19 protein-coding genes are annotated in these 15,889 nt (G+C 60.3%); 14 read left to right on the top strand and 5 right to left on the bottom strand.

The genetic code is table 11. The annotated features are described in order from the left end of the window. Positions 1-6 precede the first annotated feature (6 nt). Complete coding sequence (locus D1641_RS05090) at positions 7-1,113, bottom strand: DUF3810 domain-containing protein (protein WP_160663330.1); 1,107 nt, start codon at positions 1,111-1,113, stop codon at positions 7-9. Between the two features lie 10 nt (positions 1,114-1,123). After that, positions 1,124-2,284 carry a nucleotidyltransferase family protein gene (locus D1641_RS05085; RefSeq protein ID WP_160663328.1) on the bottom strand — a complete coding sequence of 387 codons (1,161 nt, stop codon included), beginning with the start codon at positions 2,282-2,284 and terminating at the stop codon, positions 1,124-1,126. Positions 2,285-2,446: 162 nt separating this feature from the next. On the opposite strand from D1641_RS05085, the gene D1641_RS05080 reads away from it, so the two are divergent. The 3 genes from D1641_RS05080 to D1641_RS05070 all read left to right on the top strand — a co-directional run bounded on the left by D1641_RS05080 (position 2,447) and on the right by D1641_RS05070 (position 4,734). Further along, positions 2,447-3,640, top strand: a complete 1,194-nt coding sequence (locus D1641_RS05080; RefSeq protein WP_160663326.1) for an acetate kinase — start codon at positions 2,447-2,449, stop codon at positions 3,638-3,640. Positions 3,641-3,702: 62 nt separating this feature from the next. Beyond that, a complete protein-coding gene (locus tag D1641_RS05075; protein ID WP_160663324.1) occupies positions 3,703-3,963 on the top strand; it encodes a TfoX/Sxy family DNA transformation protein in 261 nt (86 codons plus the stop codon). Between the two features lie 12 nt (positions 3,964-3,975). After that, positions 3,976-4,734, top strand: a complete 759-nt coding sequence (locus tag D1641_RS05070; protein ID WP_160663322.1) for a radical SAM protein — start codon at positions 3,976-3,978, stop codon at positions 4,732-4,734. Here D1641_RS05070 and D1641_RS05065 read toward each other — a convergent pair. Next, the gene (locus D1641_RS05065) at positions 4,731-5,213 is read right to left on the bottom strand and encodes a GNAT family N-acetyltransferase (RefSeq protein WP_160663320.1); all 483 of its coding nucleotides are present in this window, start codon (positions 5,211-5,213) and stop codon (positions 4,731-4,733) included. The genes D1641_RS05070 and D1641_RS05065 overlap by 4 nt on opposite strands. A 109-nt stretch (positions 5,214-5,322) precedes the next feature. Between D1641_RS05065 and D1641_RS05060 the strand changes: the two genes are divergently transcribed. From D1641_RS05060 to D1641_RS05045, 4 genes are all read left to right on the top strand, one after another. Further along, positions 5,323-5,718 (top strand): TIGR04076 family protein, encoded by a 396-nt coding sequence (locus tag D1641_RS05060; protein WP_160663318.1) that lies wholly within the window; start codon positions 5,323-5,325, stop codon positions 5,716-5,718. A gap of 13 nt (positions 5,719-5,731) precedes the next feature. Then, the gene (locus D1641_RS05055; protein ID WP_160663316.1) at positions 5,732-5,932 is read left to right on the top strand and encodes a DUF951 domain-containing protein; all 201 of its coding nucleotides are present in this window, start codon (positions 5,732-5,734) and stop codon (positions 5,930-5,932) included. A 19-nt stretch (positions 5,933-5,951) separates the two neighbouring features. Then, positions 5,952-6,839, top strand: coding sequence for a radical SAM protein (locus D1641_RS05050; protein ID WP_160663314.1), 888 nt, complete (start codon positions 5,952-5,954; stop codon positions 6,837-6,839). Positions 6,840-7,285: 446 nt separating this feature from the next. Next, positions 7,286-8,263 (top strand): cell wall hydrolase, encoded by a 978-nt coding sequence (locus tag D1641_RS05045; protein ID WP_160663312.1) that lies wholly within the window; start codon positions 7,286-7,288, stop codon positions 8,261-8,263. 39 nt (positions 8,264-8,302) lie between these two features. On the opposite strand, the gene D1641_RS05040 is transcribed toward D1641_RS05045, so the two are convergent. Then, the gene (locus tag D1641_RS05040; protein WP_160663310.1) at positions 8,303-8,602 is read right to left on the bottom strand and encodes a hypothetical protein; all 300 of its coding nucleotides are present in this window, start codon (positions 8,600-8,602) and stop codon (positions 8,303-8,305) included. 30 nt (positions 8,603-8,632) lie between these two features. Beyond that, positions 8,633-9,136, bottom strand: a complete 504-nt coding sequence (locus tag D1641_RS05035) for a helix-turn-helix transcriptional regulator (RefSeq protein WP_160663308.1) — start codon at positions 9,134-9,136, stop codon at positions 8,633-8,635. 225 nt (positions 9,137-9,361) lie between these two features. On the opposite strand from D1641_RS05035, the gene nusB reads away from it, so the two are divergent. From nusB to D1641_RS05000, 7 genes are read left to right on the top strand one after another with little or no spacing between them, the layout of a single operon-like run. Next, positions 9,362-9,859 (top strand): transcription antitermination factor NusB, encoded by a 498-nt coding sequence (gene nusB / locus D1641_RS05030; protein ID WP_160663307.1) that lies wholly within the window; start codon positions 9,362-9,364, stop codon positions 9,857-9,859. Next, entirely contained in the window at positions 9,856-10,788 is a 933-nt protein-coding gene (locus tag D1641_RS05025; RefSeq protein ID WP_160663306.1) for a DNA-binding protein, read from the top strand. Before nusB ends, D1641_RS05025 begins: the two co-directional genes overlap by 4 nt. Next, entirely contained in the window at positions 10,785-12,083 is a 1,299-nt protein-coding gene (gene xseA, locus D1641_RS05020; protein WP_160663305.1) for an exodeoxyribonuclease VII large subunit, read from the top strand. Before D1641_RS05025 ends, xseA begins: the two co-directional genes overlap by 4 nt. Positions 12,084-12,096: 13 nt before the next feature. Then, positions 12,097-12,333, top strand: coding sequence for an exodeoxyribonuclease VII small subunit (locus tag D1641_RS05015; RefSeq protein WP_160663304.1), 237 nt, complete (start codon positions 12,097-12,099; stop codon positions 12,331-12,333). Then, positions 12,326-13,213 (top strand): polyprenyl synthetase family protein, encoded by an 888-nt coding sequence (locus D1641_RS05010; RefSeq protein WP_243149262.1) that lies wholly within the window; start codon positions 12,326-12,328, stop codon positions 13,211-13,213. The genes D1641_RS05015 and D1641_RS05010 overlap by 8 nt, the downstream gene beginning before the upstream one ends. 19 nt (positions 13,214-13,232) lie before the next feature. Beyond that, positions 13,233-15,089 (top strand): 1-deoxy-D-xylulose-5-phosphate synthase, encoded by a 1,857-nt coding sequence (dxs, locus tag D1641_RS05005; protein ID WP_160663303.1) that lies wholly within the window; start codon positions 13,233-13,235, stop codon positions 15,087-15,089. Then, positions 15,082-15,876, top strand: coding sequence for a TlyA family RNA methyltransferase (locus D1641_RS05000; RefSeq protein ID WP_160663302.1), 795 nt, complete (start codon positions 15,082-15,084; stop codon positions 15,874-15,876). The genes dxs and D1641_RS05000 overlap by 8 nt, the downstream gene beginning before the upstream one ends. The last annotated feature ends 13 nt before the right edge of the window (positions 15,877-15,889 follow it).

Here is a 15,889-nt window from a genome sequence, read left to right as displayed (position 1 = left end):
GCTTTTTTACTGAGGCCGGCCGTAATAGTTGACCAGCAGATCCACGCAGGCTCCGTAGGAGCGGATTCCCAGCTCCTGGTCGTTGCTTTTAAGAAAGGAGTCATACACATCTCCGGCGGCGTCCTCCACAGGGGATTTTAAGGCGGCCCAATAGGAGTTGTTGTCGCTCCAGTCAACGGTCAGCTCCGGGGAAAAGCACCGCCCCGCGATATCCTTCCAGGCCTCCGGAGCGGCGGGATACAGGGCGTTGCACAGGTTGATGAGCCCCATGAGATAGCCGGAGTATTGAAATACCACGTCGCCGCTGGAGGTGCAGGCGGCAATGCCCACGAAGTTGGCCTCCAGCTCAGAGGCCACCATCCGCTGGTGGGCCATCTCGTGGCCGATAGTGGAGGGCACCAGGCAGGCGGGGGCGTCCACATTTACATTGGCCTCTCCGGTGAAGGGAAAATAGACCCCAGTAAAGCCGAGAATACTTTGCAGGCGAGAGCAGAGCAAGGGCTTTGCCCTTACAGCCTTCATGTTCAGAGAGGGAAATGTCCGGGCGATATTCTGGTAAATATCCGGCCCCCGGTCAAAGCAGTCGGACAGCTCCGCGGCGAAATGTCCCTCCTCGTCCCGAGGGACCTGCGTAGACAGGGCGGCGGCCTGCCGGGCAAAATATTCTGTGACGGCGGCCAGCTCCTCCACCGAATAGGGGGCTGTGTCCAGGCCCTCCCGCTGGGCGAAGGAGGGAACGTAGTAGGCGGCGTTCCACAGCCAGCACAGTCCTGCCCACAGCCACAGCCAGGCGGCGGCCAGGGCCGTCAGCCGGCGCAGGAGGGGGATGGGCTCCCTTTGCCGGGCCGCCAGCACCGTTGCCCGGACCAGCCAGACGACGCAGCCCGCCAAAAACAGGGCGGTGAACGCCTCGGCCACCGAGAAGGGGAAGAGAGACCACAGCCGGCCCAAGGCCTGCTCCAGAGGGGCCATAACGCCAAATACCCAGCCGCACATGACGCTCTGCCGGCCCTTCAGCGCTTCAAACAGGATCACCAGGGCCAGGGGGATAAAGAGGGCGCCCAGCCAGAGCCAGGCTCGCTTTAGAACGGGACTTCTTTTTTTGGTCTCCATAGGGCCTCCTCTACAGCATTAGAACGGGATTTGTGATCCACTCCAGCCCGCAGGGCCGGGGCGTGGGAAAACAGAGAGAAAACAGGTCTGTAAACCGCTCCTCCAGGGCAAAAAGGGCTTGGGCTTCGGGGGAACAGCGGCGGATGTGGGCCGGCTTGGCGAAAAAGGGCAGAGAGGCCGTTTTATTCATCCGTTTCAGCAGGGCCTGTCCCCGGCGGTTAAAGCCCAGCACCCGGATATAGAGGGGAGCGGCAGGGATATCCTCCCGCCTCAGGCCCAGCAGGGCGTAAAGGGCCAGCCGCCGCACCCGGGCGTGGGCGTAGGTTCGGGTTTTGGTCAGGGTATACAGCTCCTCCAGCTTCGCCGTCTGCCGGGCGGCGTACAGCAGGCGGGCGGCCAGGCCGTCGCCGCTGTCAGGGAGGGCCTCCGCCTCAGCCAGGGTCATGGAGCGCAGGCGGGCGGTCAGGGCCCGCTCCAGATACTTCATATCGGCTGCCTCCCCCTTCCAGGGGAAGGGCAGAAAAGGAGAAATACTTGACAGCTCTCCACTCCGAATCCACCGGCGCAGGAGGGAGGCGGAGGCAACCTCCCCCGCCGTTTCGCCGTCGTGAGCCCCTTGGCGGGGGACGGTAACCGCACCTATCCCCGTCGGCAGAAAACGCAGGTACTCCACCCCCAGGTTGTTGTTGGGATAATCCAGCAGGGCGGCGGTCTCCTCGCTGAGGAGATTTGTGGCCGCCTGACGGCGGCTCTGGGCAAAGGACCGCTTCGGTCCCAGCTCCCGGCGCAGGGCGGCGGAGAACTCCGGGCTGTTGAGGCATTGGGCCAGCTCCCGCAGGGGGGCGGCGTCTCCGCACTCACTGCCAAAGGAGAGGACGTCTACCACTCCCGTGGCCGTTAAAATAGATACGGCCCCCTTGGCGAAGCCCTCGGCGGAGGCCGTGGCCCACACAGTCGGTAGCTCCAGCACCAGGTCGACGCCTCCGGCCAGGGCCATCTCTGTCCTGGTCCACTTGTCGGTGACGGCGCACTCCCCCCGCTGGACCCAGTTGCCGCTCATAACGGCTGCCACCGCAGTCTCCTCCCGAAACAGCCGTCTGGTCTCCTGGATCTGCCAGGCATGTCCGGTGTGAAAGGGGTTGTATTCCGCAACAATTCCGATCGTTTTCAAGAGCGGACCTCCCGATGAAAAAATATCTGAAAGAAAACAAAAAAGTGGTTGTCCAAACCGGAAAAAAGCGGTATGATAGAGGCAGGAAAGGGGCTGTCTCTATTTTAGTACATTCTCCCGCTGGAGGCAACCCAAATTTGATTTGAGAAGGAGACGTTTCCCATGAATATTTTGGTAATCAACGCTGGCAGCTCCTCTTTAAAGTATCAGCTGCTCAATCCCGAGACTCAGCAGGTGCTGGCTAAGGGCCTGTGCGAGCGCATCGGCATCGACGGCAAGTTCACCTACAAGCCCGAGGGCAAGGAGGCCGTCAAGGAGGCCGACGTGGCTATGCCCACCCACAATGAGGCCATCAAGGCCGTGCTGGACGCCCTGGTAGACCCCAAGAACGGCGTGATCGGCTCCATGAAGGAGATCGACGCGGTGGGCCATCGGGTGGTCCATGGCGGCGAGAAGTTTGCCAAGTCTGTCCGCATCACCGACGAGGTCATGGCCGCCATTGAGGAGTGCAACCCCCTGGCCCCCCTCCACAACCCCGCCAATATCATCGGCATCAAGGCCTGCCAGGCCCTCATGCCCGGCACCCCTATGGTAGCCGTGTTTGATACCGCCTTCCACCAAACCATGCCCCCTGCCGCCTATATGTACGCCCTGCCCTATGAGTACTACGAGAAGGACAAGGTCCGCCGCTACGGCTTCCACGGCACCTCCCACAAATACGTCACTCAGCGGGCCGCCGCAATGCTGGGCAAGCCCATTGAGGAGCTGAAGCTCATCTCCTGCCACCTGGGCAACGGCTCCTCCATCGCCGCCGTGGACGGCGGTAAGAGCGTGGACACCTCCATGGGCTTCACCCCTCTGGCCGGTCTGCCTATGGGCACCCGCTGCGGCGACATCGACGCGGGCATCCTCCAGTACCTGATGAACAAGTACGGCATGGACATCGACAAGATGCTCAACGTGCTGAACAAGAAGTCCGGCGTGGAGGGCCTGAGCTGTGTCAGCTCCGATTTCCGGGACCTGGAGAACGCCGCCGCCGAGGGCAATGAAAAGGCCGCCCTGGCCCAGAAGAAGTTTGCATACGAGGTCCGCAAGTACGTGGGCTCCTACGCCGCCGCCATGGGCGGGGTGGACGCCGTCATCTTCACCGCCGGTGTGGGCGAGAACGACAAGGCCATCCGGTCCATGGTGTGTCAGGGTCTGGAGTACATGGGCCTGGAGCTGGATGCCGCCGCCAATGATGTCCGGGGCAAGGAGACTGTCATCTCTGCCGCCGGTTCCAAGGTAAAGGTGCTGCTCATCCCCACCAACGAGGAGCTGATGATTGCCATTGACACCGCCGCTCTGGCAAAATAACGCAAGCAACAGCGCAGGCGGGCGCATTCGCGCCCGCCTGCGTTTTATAATCAGGAGGAATTATGTCAGACCTGACATCCATGCGGAACATTGGCCGGGAAATGGCAAGGAAGCTGACCGTTGTGGGGATTGACTCCTCGGAAAAGCTGGTTGAGGCGGGGGCTAAACAGGCGTTCTTTTATCTGAAGGAGGTTTATCCCCAAGTCTGTCTGGTGCATTTATATGCGCTGGAGGGCGCAATTCAAAATATGGAATATAATTGCCTCTCTGAGGAAACAAAAAAGGACCTGAAAGCCTTCAGTGATTGTTTAAAAGGAAATTGAACAGGTACTTTTATGAACAAATATCTGAAAAATCTGAATCGAATTGAATTTGTGGTGACCTATGCCTGCACTGGCCGCTGCAAGCACTGCTCTGAGGGCAGTCACAGCAGCTCCGGCGCCTGCATTGCCCCGGAAGCTGCGGCCAGGGCGGTGCGGGAGGTGGCGTCCCGTTTTCCAATCACGTCGGTTATGACCTTCGGCGGCGAACCGCTGCTCTATCCGGAGACGGTGTACGCGGCGCACGCGGCGGCCATGGAGGCAGGGATCGCCGGGCGGCAGCTCATTACCAACGGATTTTTCAGCCGGGACAGCGGAAAAATAAGCTGTGTGGCTCAAGGACTGGCGCAGGCCGGGGTAAACGAAATTCTTCTGTCTGTTGACGCCTTTCATCAGGAGACCATCCCGCTGGAGCCGGTCAGGGAGTTCGCGAGGGCGGTGGCCGGGCTTGGTGTCAGTGTGCGGGCGCACCCCGCCTGGGTGGTCAGCAGGGAGCACGAAAACCCGTACAACCGCCGCACCGCCGAAATCGCCGCGGAGTTTGAAAAGCTGGGAATTTTCCAATCAGACGGAAATATTATCGTTCCCATCGGAAACGCGAAGAAATATCTGGGCAGCTACTATGACGCGGACAGGGCCTATACCGACCCCTATGAGGAGGACCCAGCGGACATTCGGACCGTCTGCATCGACCCGGACGGCGGCGTGCTGGGCGGGAGCATATATCAAACGAGCATTTTAAAAATTCTGGAGGACTATGCCCCTGAATGTTAAAGGTCCAGCTTCATATAGATACAGCTGTCGATGGGATTGTCGTTATAGCGCTCGATCTCGCAGAAGCCCAAGGCCCGGTACATCCGGATGGCGCTGTCCAGAAAGGGGAGGGTGTCCAGCAGCATGTGGGAATAGCCGATGGTCCTTGCGTCGGCGATGACCCGCTGAACCAGCCGTCCGCCGATGTGCTTGTCCCGGTACTGAGGGCGGACGTAGAGCCGCTTCATCTCACAATTTTGCTCATCCATCCTTCGCAGCCCGACACATCCCGCCGGCTCCCCGTCACAGAGGGCCAGATACAGCCGCCCCCAGGGCGGGCCGTATTTCTGCTCCAGGTGCCGAACCTCCTCTTCGTAGTTTTGCAGAGAGAGGTAGCCAGAGAAAGAAGGCTCCCCGGCGATCAACGCCTGCGTATACTCAGAAAATAAGCTGCCTATCTCCAGGGGATGCTCATAGGCGGGAATAATGGTCACACACATGAAAACGCCTCCTTTATTGGGGGCTATTTTATCACAGCGGGAAGACATTGACAAGAAAGAAAATACTATTATATAATAGCTGTAATTAGCCATTAAAGGAGGCGGCAGCGTGAAATATAAGGTAAAAGTGACTGTTATTGATAAGAAATTATACCATGAGCTGCAAAAGCAGTACTGCGCCGACCCAGATTCGGGGATGTGTCCCTGCTATAACGTGGGTGACGAATTTATCTTTGAGCGGGACGAGAAACAGGACCATTTCTGGCATGGGGGATTGAATACCCTGGTCAAGACGGCCGCTGACCCCGATACCGTCGCGGGCGGTCCGAAAATGCCCCATTGCTCGGAGGCGTGGGACGCTATCGCCCGCTATATTTATGCCGGGCTGCAGGGCGGTTCCATCATGCGGGGCTGGATGAAGGAAGAAAATACCATGATTGCCTGCTGTTCAGACGGCACCCGGCCGGTAATATTTAAAATTGAGCGAATTGATGTGAAGGAGTAGGCGAGGGGAGCATATGGACATCCACGTCAACGATATTCTAAAGATGAAGAAGCCGCACCCCTGCGGGAGCGGGGAGTGGCTGGTCTTACGGGTAGGGATGGACTTCAAAATGCGCTGCCAGGGCTGCGGGCACGAGGTCATGCTGCCCCGGAGCAAGGCGGAGAAGAACATCAAGAAGGTTTTTCGGGACGGCCAGCCGGTGGAAAACCTGTAAAGGAAAGGAGCCTTACTATATGCGCTACGACAGCGATCTGCTGTACCGGCCGCCAGGGGAGTGGAAGAGCTACCTGCTCCAATGCACCATCGGCTGCTCCAATAACCAATGTACCTTCTGCGGGATGTACAAGGAGAAGAAGTTCCGTATTCGTCCGGTGGCGGACATTCTGGAGGACATCGACATGGCCCGGGATTACTACGGCCCGGAGCTGCGCCGGGTATTCCTCATGGACGGCGACGCCATCATCATCAAGACGGAGGAGCTGCTTCAGGTCCTCCGCAAGCTCTATGAGAATTTCCCCAAGCTGGAAAAGGTGACCCTCTACGCCGGCCCCAAGAGCACCCTGTCCAAAACCCCGGAGGAGCTGCGCACCCTCCACGAGGCGGGGCTGTCCCGGGCCTACCTGGGGGTGGAGAGCGGCAGCGACCGGGTCCTCCAGTTCATCCACAAGGGCTGTACCGCCCAGCAAATGCTGCTGGCAGGCCAGCGGCTGGTGGAGGCGGGCATCGACCTGTGGGTCACCATCATCCTAGGCATGACCGGCGCAAACGGGGAGGGGGGCGATTGGGAGGAGCACATCCTGTCCACCGCCCAAATGATTAACGAGATGAAGCCCCGGCATCTGTCCGCCATGACCTTCGCCCCCGCCAAGGGCACCCCCCTGGGGGAGGACGTGCTGGCGGGCCGGTTTGAGGTCTGCTCCGCCGACCACGTGCTGGAGGAGTGCCGCCTGCTCATCGAGCACCTGGATGTGGCCCCCCTCCACTTCACCAGCAACCACGCCTCCAACTATCTGCCCTTAAAGGGCGGTCTGCCTGAGGACAAGGAGAAATTTTTGAACATGATCGACCAGGCGCTGGCGGGCAAGATCCGCCTGCGCAAAACGCTGAATCGAGGAATTTAACTGTGCGTCCGCCTCCCGGCTATGGCTTGTTTGAAAAATGTCAATACGCCCAAGGGACGGGTCTTTTTCCGCCATACTGCCCCAATTTTTCTTGAAATACATCCAGTATTCCTGCGAAAAATTGTGTTTGTCTGGCAGAAAAATCCCTCGCCACTGTGCATATTTCCATTTTTCAAACGGCGCCTAAAGCCCGGAGGCGGAATTTTTTTGCCTTCGAACCTTGTCACAGATTGGCTGCGAAGGGAAAAAATCCGGAAAAACAGGGGTATTCTTGTGAGTATCCAACAAATTATACAATTTGAACCTGCTATTTATAGGCAGTTTTGCCCTTGTTTTGAGAATCCGAATTGGTTACAATGTGGTTACAAAAGTAACAGGGAGTTGCTTTTGGTTGTCATAATTCTGACAAAAGCGTATCAAACCAAGCAAAAAAAGGAGTGCAGACAATGAAACGCAAGCTATTCTCCGCGATGCTGGGCGCCTTTGCCTTGCTCCTCCTGATGGGCGCCGCCTCGGTTCCGACACAGCCGGCGGCTGCCCTCTTGGCAGAGGAGGAGAGCGCCGTTCTCTCAAACACGGCGCTTGAGACTGAAGCGCAATCACTCGACACACAGTTTACTCAGGCAGTTGAGGCTGCCACGGGGATCGACCCCACAGAGGCGGCTGTCCCGGTTTCCGCCTCCGGCACGCTGTCCATCAACGGCCAGCCCGCCCCCCAGTCACTGAACCAGCGGAATGTGCAGAACACCACCTATGTGGCTCTGGCCGCTATGGCCCAGGCGCTGACGCCCTACGCCAAGTGCGATTGGGACGGCAGTACCATGACCATCACCACGGATAGGCTCTCGCTGACTGCCAAGGTCGGCCAGCTCTATGTGGAGGCCAACGGCAGGTATCTCTATATTCCGGAGCAGGTCCAGCTGGATGAGGCCGGTCAGGTGTCGGTTCCCCTGCGGACTGCCGCCAAGGCCTTCGACGCCCGTGTGGATTACGATGGAGCCACTGCGGCAATTACCGTCACCAGCGGGTCCGGGGCCATTGTCCCTGGTGACAGCTTCTACAACCAGGGTGACCTGTTCTGGCTGTCCCGGGTAATCTACCGGGAGAGCGGCAACCAGTCTCTGGAGGGGCAGATGGCTGTGGGCAACGTGGTACTCAACCGGGTGGCAGATCCCACCCCCGCCTTCCCCAATACGGTGGAGGAGGTCCTGGCCCAGAAGAATCAGTTCAGTACCTACGCCTCCGGCGTTCTGCGCAAAACTGAGCCCTCCCCGTCCAGCATCATCGCTGCCAAGCTGGTGATGGACGGCGGCGTGGTGGAGGAGACAAGGGGTGCGCTGTATTTCGATTCCAAGGCAAACAGCTGGGCCGCCCGGAACAAGCAGCTGATCACCACCTTCGGAGGCCACAACTTCTACGGCTGACAGTAAAAAACAGGGACGCAAATGCGTCCCTGTTTTGCGCTATTTTGCGCAGTTTTCCTCCGAGAACTGTGTGATAATCTTTTCCCACAATATCCGGCCCAGGGCCATATTCCGTTCGGCCTCCCGTCTGTTAAAGACGGAGGGGAACTCCGACGCGATACCGCCCGAGCGAAGCTGCCCCGGCCTCAGTACGATGGGCTGGCCGGCATTTGGCATGATGTTTGTGCCTTTGAGCTCTTCCACCAGTGCGAAGAAGTTGATCGTTCCAAGACTTCCAAGAGTCAATGTTCCGGTTGATGAGTTGTATACACATCGATAATCTGTCACTTCGTTTACCATAAAATCCTCCTTAGCGATTCACTGCCCTATTTAGGGCGATATTTTTTCTTCTCCCAGCAAATCCTTAACTGCCGCTTCCAGCCACTCTAATTCATCCTCGATATCTGTGGGCGTCCGCTCCAGCCAGCCCTGGGGACCGTCTACCATGACCCGCTGGTTTGGCCCGCTTTCGGGTATCTTCTCCTTCCTGGGGAGGCTGATCCCGATCAAAATCCCGACGCCCAGAATCAGAACGGCCAGCAGCAGGGGGACCAGGGGGATGTGGAACCTGCCGGCCTCTGGCGGCGGGGGAGCCGGTATGTCCGGCGGCGCCTCCGCCGGTGCTGTGGGGACCGGGGCTCCGCTCTGAATCAAATCGTCCAGCGGCACGCCGTACAGCCTGCTCAGGAAGATCAGGTTGTCCAGCGTGGGGACCGCCGTTCCCACCTCCCATCTCGATACCGCCTGGCGTGAGACGTTCAGTGCCTCAGCCAGCTCCAGTTGTGTCAGTCCCTTGCCCTTTCGCAGCCGGGACAGCTTTTGATTCAGCTCCATTTATGTTCACCTCGTTCAGTCTAGGGAGTAGGAGCGCAAAAAGTAAACCGCAAGCCCGTTACATTGAGGAAATCTGTGGTTGCGCGGGCTTTATTATATATCGGCCGGGCCTGCCTGAAGAATGACAGCCTTTGAAAAGATTTTCAATTTAGGTCTTTTCTTTTTGTATATTCATGTATATAATACTGTAGGAAGCTTATGGACCGACATTAGGAGGCTGTACCTATGACAAGAAGCAGCGCAAGAGAAATTGCCGTACATATCATTTTCGCCCTGGGCTTTGACACCCGCCGCGCCCAGGAGGTTCTGAACGCGGAGCTGACCCGGGAGCGGTTCCAGGAGCTGGCGGAGGAGCTGCCCCTGTATGAGCAGTTCCCCAACGAGAAGCAGGAAGCCTATATCCGGGAGCTGGTCCAGGGGGTGTTTTCCCACGGACCGGAGCTGGACGATTACATCAGCCGCTGCTCAGTGGGCTGGGCCTTTGCCCGGATTCCACGCATGGCGGCAGCCATTATGCGTACCGCTATGTATGAGGTGCTCTACATGTCTGACATCCCCAATGCCGCCGCCATCAATGAGGCGGTGGAGATTACAAAGAAATATGAGCCGGCGGAGGTGGTTTCCTTCGTCAACGGTATTTTGGGCACCTTCGTCCGGACAGAGTTCCCCGACGCCCCGCCCAAGCCGGAAAAGACGCCCGCCCAGGAGGCGGAGAAGGAATGACCGTTCTGGGACTGGATACCAGCAACTATACCACCTCCGCTGCCCTCTTCGACGGGGAGACAGGAAAAAACATGGGCCGTCTGTTGGATGTGCGGCCTGGAGAGCTGGGTCTGCGCCAGAGCGACGCTCTGTTTCAGCACGTGAAACGCCTGCCTGAGCTGCTGGAGCAGCTGATGGGGGAGAGGCCGGAGCTTGAGGCTGTGGGGGCCTCTGACCGCCCACGGGCGGTGGAGGGCTCCTATATGCCCTGCTTTTTGGCGGGAGAGCGTCAGGGGTGGGGGATTGCCGCCGCGTTAGGCGTGCCGTTTTTTGCCCATTCCCACCAACAGGGGCATCTGGCCGCCGCCGCCTGGTCCGCCGGGCGGCTGGACCTGCTGGACGCCCCCTTCCTGGCCTGGCACCTGTCGGGCGGGACGACTGAATTACTTCTCGTAAAGCCAGAAGGCTTTACAGTGTCTGCCGAGATCATCGGCGGCACCAGCGACCTGGCCGCCGGGCAGCTCATCGACCGCACGGGGGTCCTGCTGGGACTACAATTCCCGGCGGGTAAAGCCCTGGACGAGCTGTATGCCCAGGCGGACACCTGTTATGAGCCAAGGGTAAAGCTGAAAGACCTTACATTTTCTCTCTCCGGAATGGAGAACCATGTGAAGGCCCTTGCGGCGGAGGGCGAGAAGCCGGCCAATATTGCCCGCTTCACTATCGACACCATCTCCAATATAGTCTGGCGGGCCACCCGGGAGGCCCAGAAGCGTTACCCCGGCCTGCCGGTGCTGTGCTCCGGCGGGGTGGCCTCCAATTCCCAGCTGCGGGCGGGGATGACCAACCTCTACGGTGCCATCTTCGCCGAACCCAAATATTCCACTGACAACGCCATGGGGACCGCCATCCTCACCTGGCGGGCACTGGGAGCGGGGGTGCGGCCATGAGGGAGGATGCCATCCTGACCCCCAGTCAGGTGGGCCAGTATTTGAAAAATATGATGGACCGGGACCACCTTTTGTCCCGACTGCTGGTACGGGGAGAGCTGTCCAACTATAAAATGTATCCCTCCGGCCACCACTACTTTACCCTGAAGGACGGGGAGGGGGCGCTGCGGTGTGTCATGTTCCGCAGCGACGCCCAGTTTTTGCGCTTCCGGCCGGAGAACGGGATGCAGGTGATTGCCGCCGGCCGGGTGACTGTCTTTCCCCGGGACGGGCAGTACCAGCTGTACTGTGCCCGCCTCACTCCCGAGGGGGTAGGGGACCTGGCCCTGGCCTTTGAGCAGCTGAAGGAGAAGCTGGCCCGGGAGGGACTCTTCGACCCCGCTCACAAGAGGCCCATCCCGGAGTTTCCGGAAAAAATTGCCCTTATCACCTCCCCGGCCGGGGCGGCGGTGCGGGATATGATCCGCATCTTGGGAGCCCGTTGGCCTCTGACTGAGGTCAGGGTGGTTCCCGTTCGGGTCCAGGGGGTGGAGGCCCCTCAGGAGATCGCCGCCGCCATCCAGTGGGCCAACCTTCACAACGCCGCCGACCTGATTATCACCGGCCGGGGGGGAGGCTCCATAGAGGACCTGTGGGCCTTCAACGAGGAGGTGGTGGCCCGGGCCATCTACGCCTCGGAGATTCCAGTCATCTCCGCTGTGGGCCACGAGCCCGACGTGACTGTCGCCGACTTTGTGGCCGACCTGCGCGCGTCCACCCCCTCCAACGCCGCCGAGCTGTCTACTCCGGATCAGAACGAGATTTATGCCGTCCTTCTGGGGGACAGAGAGCGGCTGGAGGGGAGTGTGACTACTAAGCTGGCCCGGTTCCGTCAGGCGCTGGACCGGCTGGCGGACAGCCGCCCTATGACCGACCCGGCCTCCTATTTCAGGGAGAAGCGGCTGCTGCTGGACTACCAGAACAGCCGCCTGGCCCACGGCCTGCGGCACAGCACCGCCGCACGGCGGGAGCAGCTGACCGCCCTGTCCGGCCGTCTGCCCAACTGCGGGGCATGGACAGTCGCCCGGCAGCGGGAGCGCCTCAAGGCTTTGGCCGCCTCCCTGGATGCCATGAGTCCCCTGAAGGTGCTGGGCCGGGGATATGCCATCGCCCAGCGGGAGGATGGAAAGGCTGTTCTCTCCACAGATGACGTCGCCAGGGGGGATAAGCTGACGCTGACGCTGTCGGACGGAAAACTAAGCTGTCGGGTAGAGGAAAAAATGCAGGGCAGGACGTCGCCCTACAAGACGCGTTAGGAGGAGAGCGCCTATGGCCGCGAAAAAGAAGCTGAATTTTGAGGGCTCCATGGCCCGGCTGGAGGAGATCGTCTCCCTTTTGGAGAAGGGGGACGCCCCTCTGGAGCAGGCCATGAGCCTCTTTGAGGAGGGGGCCAAGCTGCTGCGGGAGTGCACCAAACAGCTGGACGAGGCAGAGCAGAAGGTCACCCTCCTTACCGCCGGAAAGGACGGCGAACTCATAGAGGAGCCATTTGGAGGCAATGGATGACATGGAAAAAGGCTTTACAGAGGTTATGAGCCGGGATCACGCTATGATTGAGGCCTGTCTGGCCAGCGCCTTCTCTGCGGAGCGCCGCCACGCCAACCTTCAGGAGGCTATGGAGTACTCCCTGCTGGCCGGAGGCAAGCGCATCCGCCCGGTGCTCACTCTGGAGACCTGCCGCCTGTGCGGCGGGGACCCCGAGGCGGCCCTGCCCTTTGCCTGCGCGGTGGAGATGGTACACACCTACTCATTGATTCACGACGACCTGCCCGCCATGGACAACGACGACCTGCGCCGGGGCAGGCTCACCAACCACAGGGTCTATGGTGAGGCAACCGCCATCCTGGCGGGGGACGCCCTGCTCACCGCCGCTTTTGAGCAGCTGACGAAGGCCAAGCTGCCCGCCGACCGGATCGTGAAGGCGGCGGAGTGCCTGTCCAAGGCCGCCGGCTCCGCCGGCATGGTGGGGGGGCAGGCCCTGGACATGGCCGGCGAGAGCCGGACCCTGAGCTTGGAGGAGCTGGAGCTGCTCCAGAGTCTGAAAACCGGTGCCCTCATCTCCGCCGCCGCCGTGCTGGGCTGCATCGCCGCCGGAGGGAGCGTCAAGCAGCTGGAGCTGGTGTCCGCCTACGCCCAGGCTCTGGGCCGGGCCTTCCAGGTCCGGGACGACATGCTGGACGTCACCAGCTCAAAGGAGGAGCTGGGCAAGTCGGTGGGCTCCGACCGGGTCAATGGGAAGAGCACCTTTGTCACCGCTCTGGGCCTGGAGGGCTGCGCCGCCCTGGTGGAGGAGTTGACCAGGCAGGCGGTCGAGGCCATCAGCGGGTTTGACAGCCCCGGGTTCCACATCTGGCTGGCTGAACAGATGGCATGTCGAAATAAATAAACCCTGGAGGGATCCTGTTTTGTCCGTTTCCTCTGAGAAAACAAAATATGAGCCCATCCTCTCCCGCCTTACGGATCAGGAGGGGGAGGCTTTATGCGCCCAGCTGCGCCGGGAGCTGGTAGAGGACGTCTCCCAGACCGGGGGGCACCTGGCCTCCAATCTGGGGACGGTGGAGCTGATGGTGGCTATCCACCAAGTGTTCGACACCTCGGTGGACCGGCTGGTCTTTGACGTGGGCCACCAGTGCTACATCCACAAGCTGCTCACCGGCCGGCGGGATCAGATGTCCACCCTGCGGCAGTACGGCGGCATTGCTGGCTTTCCCAAGCCCTGTGAGAGCGTTCACGACGCCTTTATCGCCGGACACGCCTCCAACTCGGTGGCGGTGGCTCTGGGTATGACCCGGGCTCGAGATATGCTGGGGGAGGACTATAAGGTCATCGCCCTGCTGGGCGACGGTGCGCTTACCGGAGGGCTGGCCTACGAGGGCCTGTCCAACGCGGGGGAGTGCGGACAGCAAATTTTAGTGATTCTCAATGACAACGGCATGTCTATCACCCAAAATGTAGGCGCTGTGGCCGACCACCTGGCCAAGCAGCGGCTCAAACCCCAGTATCTCACCCTGAAAAAGCACTACCGCCGAATTATGAACGCCACTACTCTGGGCCGGGCCGTCTATCGGGTCACCCATCGGCTGAAGCAGGCGATGAAGCAGACCCTGCTGCCCTGCAGCATGTTTGAGGACATGGGTTTTCGCTACCTGGGGCCGGTGGACGGACACAACCTCTCCCAGCTGACCAAGCTGCTGCGATACGCCAAGGACATCGACGAGCCCATCTTTCTCCACGTAAAGACTGTAAAGGGAAAAGGGTTTCCCCCCGCGGAGGAGAATCCGGACGCCTTTCACGGCGTCGCCCCCTTTGATCCCCTCACCGGCCGGGCAAAAAAGCAGCCAGGAGATCATTTTTCCGCCGTCTTTGGCCGGACCCTGACCCGGCTGGCCGGACAGGACCGGCGGGTCTGCGCCATCACCGCCGCCATGATGAGCGGCACCGGACTGGATCAGTTTGCCCAGAAATATCCCGACCGCTTCTTCGACGTGGGAATTGCCGAGGGCTGCGCAGCCTCCATGGCCGCCGGCATGGCCAAGCAGGGCGTAATTCCTGTATTTGCGGTGTATTCCACCTTTTTACAGCGCGCCTACGATATGCTGCTCCACGATGCCGCTATCGACAATCTCCATGTGGTTTTGTGTGTGGACCGGGCCGGGTTGGTGGGTGATGACGGAGAGACCCACCACGGCGTATTTGACGCCGCCTATTTGGATACCATCCCCAATATGACGGTGCTGTCTCCCTCCAGCTTTGCCGAGCTGGAGGTCATGCTGGACCGAGCTCTGTTTCATACGGAGGGGCCGGTGGCGGTGCGGTATCCCCGAGGCGGCGAGGGACAGTATATCGGAACCGGCGGAGAGGCGCCGTCTGCCGTTCTCCGCCCAGGCAGTGACATCACTCTGGCAGGCTACGGCACCGAGATTAACGACATTTTGGAGGCGGCCAGCTTACTGGAGGCCCAGGGCGTTCAGGCCGAGGTTGTAAAGCTGAATCAGATTACACCTCTTGATTCCCAGCTGGTAGAGCAGTCAGTCCAGAAAACAGGGGTTCTGCTGGCGGCGGAGGAGCAGAGTGCCCGCGGCTGTGTGGGACAGCGGCTCGCCGCCCGGCTGGAGCAGGCCGGTGTGCCCGCCAAGACCGTCCTGCTCAACTGCGGCGAGGGCTTTGTCCCCCACGGGGCCTCCGCATTGCTGAAACGGGACCTGTTCCTGAACGGAGCGGGGATCGCCCGAAAAGCGCTGGAGGTGTTGGGCTGTGGTTAAAAAGCGACTGGATTTAGCGCTGGTGGAGCGAGGTCTGGCAGAGAGCCGGCAGAAAGCTCAGGCCCTCATTATGGCAGGAGAGGTCTACGTCAATGAACAGAAGCAGTTGAAGGCGGGAAGCCCTGTGGAGGAGGGCGACGCCCTGGAAGTGCGTTCCAAGAAACCCCTGCGCTATGTGAGCCGGGGCGGCCTGAAGCTGGAAAAGGCCATGGCCCTATGGCCAATTGACCTGAAGGATAGGGTCTGCGCCGACATCGGCGCCTCCACCGGCGGCTTCACCGACTGTATGCTCCAGAACGGGGCCCGGCTGGTGTACGCTGTGGATGTGGGCTACAACCAGCTGGATTGGCGGCTGCGCACCCACCCCCAGGTGGTGTGCATGGAGCGGACCAACGCCCGATATCTCACCCGGGAACAGATCCCGGAGCCGTTGGATTTCTTCTCCGTGGATGTGTCCTTCATCTCCCTGAGTCTGATTCTCCCAGCTCTCCGGCCTCTGATCAGGGAGGGGGGCCAGGCGGTCTGCCTGGTGAAGCCTCAGTTTGAGGCGGGAAAGGACAAGGTGGGCAAAAAAGGGGTGGTCCGGGACCCGGCCACCCATCTGGAGGTGCTGGAGCGCTTCCTGACCCACGCCGCCCAGGCGGGCTTTTCTGTAAAGGATATTACCTTTTCACCTATAAAGGGCCCGGAGGGTAATATCGAGTATCTGGGCCATCTCCAGGCGGGGGCGGGCCCTGCCTGGCAAGGAGACCTGAGCGCTCTGGTGGCGCAGTCTCACAGCGCATAGAAGGAGGAACAGC

This window comes from Colidextribacter sp. OB.20 (genome assembly GCF_009911595.1).
In the GTDB taxonomy this organism is placed as follows: Bacteria; Bacillota; Clostridia; order Oscillospirales; family Oscillospiraceae; genus Lawsonibacter.
Note: the sequence above shows the minus strand (reverse complement) of the source record. Positions and strands in the feature narration are given on the sequence as shown.

Bases quoted from the DNA above. Each gene is read 5' to 3' on its own strand.
- D1641_RS05090 (WP_160663330.1), bottom strand. From the start codon at position 1,113: ATGGAGACCAAAAAAAGAAGTCCCGTTCTAAAGCGAGCCTGGCTCTGG.
- D1641_RS05080 (WP_160663326.1), top strand. From the start codon at position 2,447: ATGAATATTTTGGTAATCAACGCTGGCAGCTCCTCTTTAAAGTATCAG.
- D1641_RS05075 (WP_160663324.1), top strand. From the start codon at position 3,703: ATGTCAGACCTGACATCCATGCGGAACATTGGCCGGGAAATGGCAAGG.
- D1641_RS05070 (WP_160663322.1), top strand. From the start codon at position 3,976: ATGAACAAATATCTGAAAAATCTGAATCGAATTGAATTTGTGGTGACC.
- D1641_RS05065 (WP_160663320.1), bottom strand. From the start codon at position 5,213: ATGTGTGTGACCATTATTCCCGCCTATGAGCATCCCCTGGAGATAGGC.
- D1641_RS05055 (WP_160663316.1), top strand. From the start codon at position 5,732: ATGGACATCCACGTCAACGATATTCTAAAGATGAAGAAGCCGCACCCC.
- D1641_RS05050 (WP_160663314.1), top strand. From the start codon at position 5,952: ATGCGCTACGACAGCGATCTGCTGTACCGGCCGCCAGGGGAGTGGAAG.
- D1641_RS05045 (WP_160663312.1), top strand. From the start codon at position 7,286: ATGAAACGCAAGCTATTCTCCGCGATGCTGGGCGCCTTTGCCTTGCTC.
- D1641_RS05040 (WP_160663310.1), bottom strand. From the start codon at position 8,602: ATGGTAAACGAAGTGACAGATTATCGATGTGTATACAACTCATCAACC.
- D1641_RS05035 (WP_160663308.1), bottom strand. From the start codon at position 9,136: ATGGAGCTGAATCAAAAGCTGTCCCGGCTGCGAAAGGGCAAGGGACTG.
- nusB (WP_160663307.1), top strand. From the start codon at position 9,362: ATGACAAGAAGCAGCGCAAGAGAAATTGCCGTACATATCATTTTCGCC.
- D1641_RS05025 (WP_160663306.1), top strand. From the start codon at position 9,856: ATGACCGTTCTGGGACTGGATACCAGCAACTATACCACCTCCGCTGCC.
- xseA (WP_160663305.1), top strand. From the start codon at position 10,785: ATGAGGGAGGATGCCATCCTGACCCCCAGTCAGGTGGGCCAGTATTTG.
- D1641_RS05015 (WP_160663304.1), top strand. From the start codon at position 12,097: ATGGCCGCGAAAAAGAAGCTGAATTTTGAGGGCTCCATGGCCCGGCTG.
- D1641_RS05010 (WP_243149262.1), top strand. From the start codon at position 12,326: ATGGATGACATGGAAAAAGGCTTTACAGAGGTTATGAGCCGGGATCAC.